General features: G+C 36.1%; 12 protein-coding genes. 4 read left to right on the top strand and 8 right to left on the bottom strand.

The annotated features are described in order from the left end of the window. Positions 1-71: 71 nt before the first annotated feature. Positions 72-1166, top strand: coding sequence for a HupE/UreJ family protein (locus tag A9C19_RS00310; RefSeq protein ID WP_072578099.1), 1095 nt, complete (start codon positions 72-74; stop codon positions 1164-1166). Positions 1167-1350: 184 nt separating this feature from the next. Here A9C19_RS00310 and A9C19_RS00305 read toward each other — a convergent pair whose 3' ends face one another. Together A9C19_RS00305 and A9C19_RS00300 are read right to left on the bottom strand one after the other, a co-directional pair. Next, complete coding sequence (locus A9C19_RS00305) at positions 1351-2268, bottom strand: NAD(P)/FAD-dependent oxidoreductase (RefSeq protein ID WP_099092724.1); 918 nt, start codon at positions 2266-2268, stop codon at positions 1351-1353. A gap of 423 nt (positions 2269-2691) precedes the next feature. Continuing rightward, positions 2692-3597 carry an SDR family oxidoreductase gene (locus tag A9C19_RS00300; protein WP_072578097.1) on the bottom strand — a complete coding sequence of 302 codons (906 nt, stop codon included), beginning with the start codon at positions 3595-3597 and terminating at the stop codon, positions 2692-2694. 135 nt (positions 3598-3732) lie between these two features. Between A9C19_RS00300 and A9C19_RS00295 the strand changes: the two genes are divergently transcribed. Beyond that, positions 3733-4266: a GNAT family N-acetyltransferase gene (locus tag A9C19_RS00295; RefSeq protein ID WP_072578096.1), complete on the top strand. Its 534-nt coding sequence runs from the start codon at positions 3733-3735 to the stop codon at positions 4264-4266. Positions 4267-4678: 412 nt separating this feature from the next. Continuing rightward, complete coding sequence (locus A9C19_RS00290; RefSeq protein WP_233499217.1) at positions 4679-4852, top strand: aspartyl-phosphate phosphatase Spo0E family protein; 174 nt, start codon at positions 4679-4681, stop codon at positions 4850-4852. Between the two features lie 14 nt (positions 4853-4866). On the opposite strand, the gene A9C19_RS00285 is transcribed toward A9C19_RS00290, so the two are convergent. The 4 genes from A9C19_RS00285 to A9C19_RS00270 form a co-directional block, all read right to left on the bottom strand. After that, complete coding sequence (locus A9C19_RS00285) at positions 4867-5883, bottom strand: ABC transporter permease (protein ID WP_072578095.1); 1017 nt, start codon at positions 5881-5883, stop codon at positions 4867-4869. Then, positions 5880-6743: an ABC transporter permease subunit gene (locus A9C19_RS00280; protein ID WP_233499307.1), complete on the bottom strand. Its 864-nt coding sequence runs from the start codon at positions 6741-6743 to the stop codon at positions 5880-5882. Before A9C19_RS00280 ends, A9C19_RS00285 begins: the two co-directional genes overlap by 4 nt. 342 nt (positions 6744-7085) lie before the next feature. Continuing rightward, a complete protein-coding gene (gene nfsA / locus A9C19_RS00275; RefSeq protein ID WP_072578093.1) occupies positions 7086-7835 on the bottom strand; it encodes an oxygen-insensitive NADPH nitroreductase in 750 nt (249 codons plus the stop codon). Positions 7836-8164: 329 nt separating this feature from the next. Next, complete coding sequence (locus tag A9C19_RS00270; protein WP_072578092.1) at positions 8165-9373, bottom strand: MFS transporter; 1209 nt, start codon at positions 9371-9373, stop codon at positions 8165-8167. A gap of 289 nt (positions 9374-9662) precedes the next feature. Between A9C19_RS00270 and A9C19_RS00265 the strand changes: the two genes are divergently transcribed. Next, entirely contained in the window at positions 9663-9932 is a 270-nt protein-coding gene (locus A9C19_RS00265) for a spore morphogenesis/germination protein YwcE (protein WP_072578091.1), read from the top strand. A 189-nt stretch (positions 9933-10121) separates the two neighbouring features. Here the strand turns inward: A9C19_RS00265 and qoxD are convergent, their stop codons facing one another. Together qoxD and qoxC are read right to left on the bottom strand one after the other, a co-directional pair. After that, the gene (qoxD, locus tag A9C19_RS00260) at positions 10122-10412 is read right to left on the bottom strand and encodes a cytochrome aa3 quinol oxidase subunit IV (protein ID WP_072578090.1); all 291 of its coding nucleotides are present in this window, start codon (positions 10410-10412) and stop codon (positions 10122-10124) included. Position 10413: 1 nt separating this feature from the next. After that, entirely contained in the window at positions 10414-11010 is a 597-nt protein-coding gene (qoxC, locus tag A9C19_RS00255; protein ID WP_072578089.1) for a cytochrome aa3 quinol oxidase subunit III, read from the bottom strand. Between the last annotated feature and the right edge of the window lie 2 nt (positions 11011-11012).

Raw genomic sequence — 11012 nt, 5'->3', positions numbered from 1 at the left:
CTCTTATTTCTTCACAATTTTTCTTTTAGAATAGAAACAAATGTCTAAATAACGGATATCAGGAGGAAAAAATGCGCGTATTCTTAAAAACTTTAATCATAGTAGCTTTTATCGTTCTTATACCTACTACTAGTTGGGCTCATCCACTAAGCGCTAGCTATGGGACGATTAAAATAGAGGAGGAGAAAGTAGAATTCTCTTTTTCAATTGATCACATGTCCGTTATCGAAAATGTCTCAGCTGATAAGAATGCAGATGGGCGTTTAACAGAGGAAGAAATCACTCAAAACCGCGAAAGTATCACTGAATGGATTAATCAACATGTACAAATTCAAGCAAACGATGTAAGTCAACGACCACTTTCAGAAGCTATCATTCGTACTGAAACAAAGAACGGCAAAGAGGTTGTCACTCTCACACAAGAATATCCTTATGTAGATAACGCAACATATAGCGTGATGGATACGATGTACTACAATACGGATGATAAAACAAGTTATACCCATCTATTAACCATTAATCAAAATGGAAAGTTTTCAGAGCATATTTTAAAAGGTGAAAATCGCCATGTAGATTTTGGTCTACAGGTTGGAGAAAATGAAGCAAATAGTCAATCATCACCCGCTTGGTATGCTTTTTTCCTATTAGGCATGGAACATATCTTGACTGGCTACGACCATCTGCTCTTTTTATTTGCCTTACTACTAGCTAAGCAAACGTTCAAGGATTATGTAAAGGTCGTTACTGCCTTTACAGTAGCACATAGTATCACACTTACATTAGGCTACCTTGATATCATTAACCTACCCTCTCTTTTAGTAGAATCTATCATTGCACTAAGTATTGTTTACGTTGCAATAGAGAATCTGTTTAGAAAAAACATTAAAAAACGATGGCTTTTAACATTTGCTTTTGGTCTTATACATGGGTTGGGATTTGCAGGACTTCTTTCAGAGATGACGATTCCAAGCAGTCATTTGGTTTTATCTTTATTAAGTTTCAACTTAGGAATTGAAGTAGTTCAGATTATTTTAGTTGCACTTCTTATTCCAATTTTGGCTCGCATCCAACAATTGAAATATTACTCGTCTTCAATGAAATATGGTTCTGCGCTTATTATTATTATTGGAGGTTATTGGGTAATTGAACGTGTTTTTCAACTATAGATAAATCAAACGATTTCCTTATAAAAAAACGAGGAGAAGTGGACAATTGTATACAAAATACGATTGCCATCTTCTCCTCATCACATACAACTATATAAAGATTAGGGGGGGATTTACTAGCATTATCGCCAAATAAAGTAAAACCTATACATTATAGTTAATTAAAAGTAAGGTTCACCTTTTTTTAACCTTTGTCCATTTCAAGTAGTCTTTTATGAATCCAAATAGCAGCCTGACATCCATCAGCCATTGCGATCGACACTTGTTCTGAATGAGCAACCACATCTCCTGCTGCCCAAATATTTGTTATATTTGTTTCCTTCGTCCTCGGATCCACAAGTACATGCTTATTCTCAAGTCGTTCAACACCAACATCATGAGCTAATTCTGAATGAACAGTATTTCCCCCAAATGCAATGAAGCCTTTTTCACCTGAAATAACTCGTCCATCTTTTAAAGAAACTCCCCTAAATTCGGTTTTATCTTCAGCTATTACTTCATCTATATCCCCTTCAATTGTTTCAATTCCCTTTGCTTTTAAGGAAGTGAGAATTGAATGATCAATCTTTTTTCTCTCGTGGTTTACGAAAACAATTTGGTTTGTCCAATAGGTTAACGTCAAAGCCATTTTTGCACCCGTATTACCTGAACCCAATATTATTGTTTTCCTGTTACGAACCTCATACCCATCACAGTCTGGACAAACATACACAGAAATCCCTAAACAAGGAGCGATTCCTTCAATAGGGGGAATGTGGTCTTTTATTCCGGTTGAAAGAAGAATCGTTTTCGTTTTTAACTCCTCTCCTTTTTTTGTCTTCACCTCAAATCCTACTTCTTGTCTTTGTAAACGAATGACATAATCTTTCTTAAATTCAATTCCTGCATTCATGGCTTGAGATTTCCCCAAACTTCGAAGTGTTTCTCCACTTACACCGTTTGGCCATCCTAATAGATTATGATACCCTCTACATGCATTTGATCGCCCATCATCCGAATCAATGACGACCACATGATGCATATAACGACCTAGTTGTATGGCTGCTTGGAGACCAGCAATTCCTCCACCTACAATTATGCATTGATATGAATTTTCTCCCATCATATACCGCCTTTTTAGATTTTCGTATCCATTAGAATGCATCATTTATCAGGAAATCATTCCTCATTTCATTTAGGGTGAGTTACTACCTATTTTCACTCACCCAGTAAAAATGGATCCTTTATGTGGATAAGTTATCTAAATATAGTCAAAAATAAAGTATTCATTTACATAATCTTATTTAACGCTTTAAAAATTCAGTTATTAACATAGTTTTTAACAGTTAACAACAACTTATCCACAATAGTTATCAACATATCCACAGACACTATCCACATTTTGTGTGGGTACATGCGTTCGCTACAATATATATAGGACTTTTTCACACTATTAACAGGTTATACACAGGACTAAACTCCCGTTTTTACCTTCATTTTAATGCGTTTGTTTATAACACAATCCTCTTGCACCTAAAAAAGGTATTTATGATGTTCGATATCTGCCACCATTTACATGTAAGACTTGCCCTGTAACAAACCTCGAATCATCTCCTGCAAGATAAACATACGTTGGTGCTAATTCAAAAGGCTGACCAGGTCGTTTCATTTCCGTATCAGTACCGAAGCTTGTAACACCTTTTGCTGAAAAACTTGAAGGGATGAGTGGTGTCCATATTGGACCTGGTGCGACTCCATTTACTCTTATCCCTTTGTTCACTAATGAAATTGCTAAAGATCTCGTAAAGGTTGTGATAGCTCCCTTTGTTGCAGAGTAATCAATAAGCTTCTCCTGACCATCATAAGCCGTGATTGATGTGGTATTTATAATAGAGCTACCTTCTTTTAAATAAGGTAAGCATGCCTTGACCATATAGAAGAAAGAGAAGATATTTGTGCGAAACGTTGCTTCAAGCTGTGCTGCAGAAATATCTAATATACTGTCTTGGATAATTTGAATAGCATGATTATTGACTAGGATATCCAGCCTACCAAAGGTTTGAATAGTCTGATTAACAACTTGATATGACATATGCTCTTGACCCAAATCTCCTGGTATTAAGAGACATTTTCCTCCTAACTCTTCTATTCTTCGCTTTGTTTCTTCCGCATCGCGATGCTCATTCAAATACGGGATAACAACAGAAGCCCCTTCTTTAACAAATGCGTAGGCGACTGCTCGACCAATCCCACTATCTCCACCAGAAATAATGGCCACTTTATTTTTTAACTTCCCACTAGCTTTATAGCCATCCCATTCAGATATTGGTCTTGGATCCATCTTATATTCTAAGCCTGGATGACGTTCTTGATGCTGTGGAGGAAATACAACCGGCATTTGTTTTACTTTCTTCTGACTACTGTAATATGGATAAATAGGATATGGATACATATCTTTCCCTCCCTAATCATGTTAAAGCTTACACGCTTAAGCATATTCTGTTTGTGCTTGGCTAATGAACCAATATTTAAGTGGATAAATTCCCCACTCTCAATGTACAATTGTCAATAAAAGGGGATGAAGTAAATGAAAGAGCTTGAAACGGAGCGATTACTTTTAAGGGAAATAAAAGTGGAGGACCATCAAAGAATTTATGATCTTTTTTCAAATGAAGAACTAACTCGTTATTATGGGCAAGACCCGCTAACAAGTATGGCTCAAGCCAAGCAGCTAATTGAAAGCTTTTCCACTCTTGAAACCGAAAAGCGTGGAATGCGATGGGCAATCGTAAGTAAAGAATTCAATGAGGTTATTGGAACAATTGGATTTCACAACTGGAATTCACGACATATGCGGGCTGAAATAGGCTATGAAATTCATCCAGCCTACTGGCGAAGAGGATATGCAACGGAAGCAGTAAAAACGGTTAATAAGTACGGCTTTCATGAGTTACAGCTAAATCGAATCGGTGCGATCGTTTTCTTAAATAATGATGCCTCTAACTCTCTTTTAAGGAAGCTTGGATTTGTTCAGGAAGGGATTCTCCATGATTATATGATGCAAGGCGGAAATGCATATGACACCTATATCTATTCCTTGCGGAGGAATGATGCGAAGTAAAGGACCAGAGAGACTCTCATGTCTCTCTGTACTTGTCTTGTATTTATATCTATATAAATCAATTTCATACATATTTAGTTTAAAAAAAAGAAAATCTACAAATTTTAGATACCTTTTACATTTTGGCTATTATCGTAAACTTGTGGCTATTTATCAAGTGTTCGGTCTGGTTAAATTCCGCTCCAGCTGCTCGCTTTTTTCGCGCGTCGGGCAGGTGAGGCTCTAAGGGTTCAAATATATACTATTCATTCCTATGTGAAAGAGAGAGCAGTTATTCCCCGCCTTAGACAATGACAAATTTTGTGTTTTTTTAGGAAGAATTGTCGAATATCTTACTTTTTTAAATAAAATCCTTTAAAATAAATCTAATTGCCTACATTAAAGGAAAATTATTCAAGAAGGAGGGTTTATGTTGAAAGTAAGAGATGCTGATCTAGTTACCCTTGAAATTGAAATTAACACTCTACGTGCAAATATGATGGTAATGGCAAAAAAGAAAGGTCTCATTCATCCTGAAACTGTCAACCGAAGTCAGAAACTGGATAGATTATTAAATAAATACGATAAAGTTAAATCTTTAAAGTAAGAGCTACTCCTCTATTAGGATGAGTTTTTCATAAGCTTGAAGTGACTCTTTTCTACTTCTATATGTGATTCTTCTATCTTTGTCTTCTTTTTTCTATATCCTTTAAAATAGACTTTATTCCCCGTCGTCACTTGCGAAAATCCTTCTACCATAAATGTTACGGCTAAGATCGTTAAGGCAAAACAGAGAATAGGTGTTAGTGGAATCCAAGGCGCCCATTGAAGAAAGATCTTTGTCCCTCCAATTAAGCCTGACCACTCGTTCGTAACAGATTGTGGAGGATCAGTTCCCATGGAGTCAAAAGAAAAGACAGTACCTCCAAAATATAAATTAAATAACCCTAAGTGAGTCATCACAATCAGTGTTTGGACAAACTGTTGACCAAATAGAATAAAGAAGCGATCCTTTAAAGTTGGAATCATATGTTTTGTCATAATATGTAGCTTTGACGCACCTAATGTTTTGGCACTTGCGACAAACTCTGATTTCATTAGCTCTCCCGTCTCATTTCCAACTAGGACAACTAATATAGGTACTGTTAAAACAGTTAAAACAATTACTTCAATCAGCATTCTTTCCGTCAATGAATAAGCAAAGCCTTCAGGTCCCATAAACAGAAACGGCCTTAATAAATACAGGGCAATAATCGTTAGGGGGATAAAATGAAAAGCATCTACTAAACTATTTACATACTTTTTAAGTTTGGGAGAATAAATTCCAAGCACAAGACCTAAAGGTATAGATAATAACATCCGTAATAAAGCAATTGTTAGAGCAGCAAGGATCGTATATTTTGCCCCTATCAACACTTTACTTAGCATGTCATAGCCTAGCTTATCTGTTCCTAACCACGCTTCTTTCCTTGGAGCAATCGGTGCTGAATCAACAAGCTCCTTATCTTCATCATAAATATGATATAGTTGGCGGACCTCATGATTGACCACCTCTGAATATACGAAACTAGTAATTAATAAACCCAGTAAAAAGAAAAAACCAATTGAAAAGAGAGGATTTTTTAGTAATTTTATCATGTTAATGTTTCCCCGCCTTTCACAGACCTTTCAATGATCTCCCTTATGACATGATAGAAAAGAAAAATCGGCACAAACAAGAATAATAAAACAAATACAAATATTTCTGGAGCCATATAATATGTTAGAAAATAGGTAATTCCAATAACACCAAATAAAAGCTCGACAACGACTAGTGTAGAAAGCATAAACCATATCGTTTTCTTCAAATTAAAAAAGAGTGATACGACAGTATTCCTTAAAATATGCTTTACTAATAAAAAAGTATGTCTCATTCCTTTTGCTCTTCCTAAAAGGATATAGTCCTTTTTTAATTCTTCTTCATACAAATGAATCGTATAGCGATATAATTGTATAGTAGGCAATAGTGCCAAGCATAGAATAGGTAATAAAAGTGCCTGTGAATCCCCGACTGTCACAACCTTCATAAGCAGCACATCTGTTTGTTTGTAGATGAGGATGATCACCAGCTGAAGCAGCAAAACAACTAAAATGTCAGGCAATGATTCTAGAAATAAAATCATCAGCTTAATTTTTTCTCGCACCCTTCTAGAAAACTGCATTGTAAGTAATGTTAAGAGAATACTTGCTATGTATGCTACCACTAATGCGCTTAAGAGAAGGATTAAAGAATAGACGACACCATCCAATATATATGGATAAACCTTATATTCTACCCCTTTAATTTGAAAAGTCATCTCTTTGAAATGAAATAAATGGTACACAATTTTTTTAATAGTATCAAAGAATAATGAAAATGGTCCATCACCTGCACCATTTGGAATAAACATCGAAGGAAGTGCTCCGAATACGATAATACCTAGTAAAGCTGCCACAAACTGAAAAAGTATGGCTCTCATTTTTTTCACTATCCCACTCCTTTTACATAAATTTAAGATTATTCAGATACTTTTATAGTAAACTAATTTGTAATTTTTGTAAAATAACAAATGCCGATGAGACTATTACATTTAAATAGAGACAAGTGGAGATGAGGGAAACGGAGTACTTAGGTAGAGGGAATGAATGTAGGAAGCAGGGATTAAACGATCGTAGAAATTACCCTTCAAAACAACTACTTTAACCTTAATAGAAACATTCATGATTTTCTTCAAATATGGCACCACACCATTTGATTTGTTACGTGAAAAATAAAATGCTAAGTGCGAAATAAATTTCTAGCACTTAGCATTTATCTTTCCTTACTTCTTATTAAAGCCCTTATCCTCAATAAATTCCTTCATATACATTCTAGCAGGGCGCGATAACAAATCTGCCATTTGGCCAGTCCATGTATCAGAACGCTGCCCGCCTGTTCTCTTATGGTAGTAAGCCGAAATGAAGTCATCGTAGTCTTTAAGCTGATCTATGTATACATTCTTATCTTGCTCGTATTCATCTTCATGGTACACATGCTCTAAAGGGAGCCTTTGTTTTTTATCAGGCTTCTGAGCTGGGTACCCTACAGCCACTCCAAATAACGGAAGAACATATTTTGGAGTTTTGAGTATGTTACTTACCTCTTGAAGCTGATTTCTAAGTCCTCCTATGTAGACAGCTCCTAGCCCCATTGATTCTGCTGCAAGTACGGCATTTTGAGCTGCAAGTGTGGCATCGATAACAGCAACCATATATTTTTCCGTACTCTCTAAAACAGGTTGAGACGGCTTGTCGTGAAGTTCTGAAATGAGTTGATGTCTGTATAAATCTGCGCAAAAGACAAAAAAGTGACCATTTTCTGCAACATAGGATTGATTTCCAGCTAACTCTGCCAGCTGTTTCTTCTTTACTTTATCCTTTACTCCTATGATGGAATAAGCTTGAATATAGCTAGAAGTAGAAGCGGCTTGAGCACTTTCTACAAGTACCTTAATTTGTTCATCTGCGAGTAATTTTTCTTCAAATTTACGAATAGATCGATGATTTAAGATTGTTTCAATAACTGAGTTCATTATTCTACCTCCTTATAGTAAGCATACCGTTTCTTTCTTTATTTTACCCATGAATTGCTTAGCTAAGAAGGTTGTGCATACTAGAGGAGATCAATTTCTTTACACTTCACCAAAATGACAGGCTTTGTTCATATTTAATCATGTTTTTAGCATTTTGTTGATTGGAGTCGGCAGAAGGCACTGGACCACCCTAGGAAGACATTGCTTTTTGGAACATAGGATAGTTTTCCCACGTAAAATACGAATTCCAGTAACGGATCTCATTAAACTACGATGAAAAGAGCCAATTTAAAAAAGAGAAAAGCAGAAAGCTAATCTCTCAAACCTATTTATATAAGTTCCTTTTGTCTCGTTTCTTCTCCAAGAAATAAGACAGCAAGCGCTCCAATTATTATGGCAATGGCAAAGATAAAGAAGATGAATTGAATGGAAACTTCTGCTGCAACTAAATATCCAATTAATAATGGTCCTAGTATACCACCAATTCTACCAAACGAAGCAGCTAAGCCTGCTCCTGTTCCACGTATTTCTGTAGGATAGTGCTCAGGAGTGTAGGCGTATAGAGCTCCCCATGCTCCTAAATTGAAAAACGAAAGAAAAATCCCTGAGGTTAATAGTAAGGCCAATGTATCTGCATTTCCGAAAAAATAAGCACTTACTGCGGTTCCAACTAAAAAAGTAATCAGAACAAACTTCCGACCTACTCTTTCAATTAGGAATGCAGCGATAAAATATCCAGGTAATTGTGCAAGTGTCATGATGAGTACATATTGGAAGCTTTTAATTAAACTAAATCCTTTCAGCACCATAACGCTTGGGAGCCATAAAAACATCCCGTAATAGGAGAACACGATACAAAACCATAAAATCCATAGCATCGTTGTTTGTTTTCTGTATGGTTTAGCCCAAACTTTTGCCATTTTTGTGAGAGACGATTCTTTTTGCTTAGAAATGTTGACGGCTTGAAACCTAGGTGAATCAGGTAGTTTCAAGCGTAAGTATAAAGCATAAAACGCTGGTAGAGCACTTAATAGTAAGGCTGCCTGCCAGCCAAAGTTTGGGATGACGAAATACGAAATAAGTGCAGCAATTAACCATCCTCCTGCCCAAAAGCTTTCAAGTAGAACGACAACTCTACCACGTTCATTGGCTGGTACACTTTCCGAAACTAATGTAGAGGCTACTGGTAGCTCTCCACCTAAGCCTGCCCCTATAAAAAATCTTAAAACTAAAAAAAGTGTCAAGGAAGTAACAAAAGCTGATACTCCACTACCAATAGAGAATAATAATAAGGTTATGATAAAGACTTGTTTTCTCCCCACCTTATCTGCCATCAAGCCAAAAACTAATGCTCCGACAGCCATTCCGATAGAATTCACACTACCAATCCAGCCCATTTGTTGGGTCGTTAAATTCCAGTCTTTCTGAAGCGCTGCAATAATGAACGATAAGATACCGACATCCATTGCATCAAACATCCAACCAAGCCCGGCAATTCCAAGTAATTTTCGTTTAGAAATTTCCTGTGTTGTGTTCATATGAACCACCTTTCGTTTATATGTAGTTGTCATGTGGTATATAAAATATAAAGGCACATGGATGCTAGTTTTAAAGCAAATGACTAGATCTCCCTATTCACTTATACTGAATAAGCACTTAGTAGTCAATGTCTATCGTTAACATACCAAAAAGTTTTTAACAACATACATTTTTTTGCTTTATTTCTTAGCTTGTCCTATGTTATATTAATTGTAACAAAAAGTTCACAAAACGTTCTAAATATGGACACAATACTGAAAGCGTTATCATTAAAGGAGATGATTAGAAATGGATGTGTTTTTTGCTTATTTATTATTCTCAAGTGCTACACCACTGTTCTTATGGAAGGAAAATAAAAAGCTTGCCATTCTTCAAATTCCTTTCATTGCCCTGATGTGGGTTATGTTTACACTATATATAACAACAACCTTTGGCACACTTGAGTATATACTATTCGGGATTATCTTTGCTGTTAATGTAATTGCAGCACTTGCAACTGGTTACTATGTGTTTATCTCACACTTCTTCAAGAAAGTATATGCTTATATTCACTACTAATAAAGTACACAGTGCTTATTCAAAAAACAAAAGCACAAGACGCTTTAGTTAGCGTAGGGCAAATAGCCACCAATATGGAGTAAAAGACATTCTTTGTCTTCAATGCCAAATTGACTTAAACAAAAGAAAGTGGTAATCACTAAAACGACGTAAAAAAAGTATGACTCATTTTGAGTCATACTTTTTTTCTTACATTCCGCCCATATCCCAAAGCATTACTAATAGTGTACCGAGCACTGTCACAACTGCAATGATGATACCGTAAAGAACGTTCGTATAGATAGCTGCTTTATCTTCAGATTCACCTGCATGCATGAAGACAATTAGCTGTAAGCCTGCTTGGATAAATGCTGTAACAAATAGAATGATCATTCCTACTTTAAATGACATATCCATGAAATAAACTCCAAGAGCAACAACAGTTAACAAAAGGGAAAACACAAATCCCATTACCTGGTTCATCGGAAATAATTCTCTCATTTTACATCATTCCTTTCAAATAGATGAAGCTGAAGATGAAAATCCAAACAACATCTAGGAAGTGCCAGTAAAGTGAGAAGATGAACGATTTATTTGCTGTTTCAGGTGTTAAGCCACGCTTTTTGATCTGAATCATAATGAATAATCCCCAGAAAAGACCAAGTGATACGTGAGCTCCGTGTGTTCCTAATGTTGTCAATAGTGCTGCTGTGAAAGCACTTGTTTGAATTCCTGCTCCTTCATGAGCATACGTGTAAAATTCAAAGATCTCGATTCCTAAGAAGGAAAGCCCTAATACTAGAGTAATTCCAAAAAAGGTTAACATCGCTTTTTGTTTACCTAGGCGCATTGCATGAATGGCAAGTCCGATGGTGAAACTACTTGTTAAAAGGATAAATGTTTCAAGGATCACCGGAGTGATAACAAAGATCTCTCCTCCGGTTGGACCATTTCCAGTACGACCTTCAAGGGTAAAATAAGCTGCAAAAAGTGTAGCAAACAGCATAATTTCAGCACCAAGGAAAATCCAGAAGCCTAATATTTTCAAACGATTTTCTTCTGTACTATATTCAAGAGGAAGCGAGTTATCTATTTTCATCT

Source organism: Bacillus weihaiensis (assembly GCF_001889165.1).
Classification (GTDB): domain Bacteria; phylum Bacillota; class Bacilli; order Bacillales; family Bacillaceae; genus Metabacillus; species Metabacillus weihaiensis.
This window is presented reverse-complemented; position numbering and strand designations above follow the sequence as displayed.

Excerpts from the sequence above, each read along its gene's own strand:
- A9C19_RS00310 (WP_072578099.1), top strand. The coding sequence starts at position 72 with ATGCGCGTATTCTTAAAAACTTTAATCATAGTAGCTTTTATCGTTCTT.
- A9C19_RS00305 (WP_099092724.1), bottom strand. The coding sequence starts at position 2,268 with ATGGGAGAAAATTCATATCAATGCATAATTGTAGGTGGAGGAATTGCT.
- A9C19_RS00300 (WP_072578097.1), bottom strand. The coding sequence starts at position 3,597 with ATGTATCCATATCCTATTTATCCATATTACAGTAGTCAGAAGAAAGTA.
- A9C19_RS00295 (WP_072578096.1), top strand. The coding sequence starts at position 3,733 with ATGAAAGAGCTTGAAACGGAGCGATTACTTTTAAGGGAAATAAAAGTG.
- A9C19_RS00285 (WP_072578095.1), bottom strand. The coding sequence starts at position 5,883 with ATGATAAAATTACTAAAAAATCCTCTCTTTTCAATTGGTTTTTTCTTT.
- A9C19_RS00280 (WP_233499307.1), bottom strand. The coding sequence starts at position 6,743 with ATGAGAGCCATACTTTTTCAGTTTGTGGCAGCTTTACTAGGTATTATC.
- nfsA (WP_072578093.1), bottom strand. The coding sequence starts at position 7,835 with ATGAACTCAGTTATTGAAACAATCTTAAATCATCGATCTATTCGTAAA.
- A9C19_RS00270 (WP_072578092.1), bottom strand. The coding sequence starts at position 9,373 with ATGAACACAACACAGGAAATTTCTAAACGAAAATTACTTGGAATTGCC.
- A9C19_RS00265 (WP_072578091.1), top strand. The coding sequence starts at position 9,663 with ATGGATGTGTTTTTTGCTTATTTATTATTCTCAAGTGCTACACCACTG.
- qoxD (WP_072578090.1), bottom strand. The coding sequence starts at position 10,412 with ATGAGAGAATTATTTCCGATGAACCAGGTAATGGGATTTGTGTTTTCC.
- qoxC (WP_072578089.1), bottom strand. The coding sequence starts at position 11,010 with ATGAAAATAGATAACTCGCTTCCTCTTGAATATAGTACAGAAGAAAAT.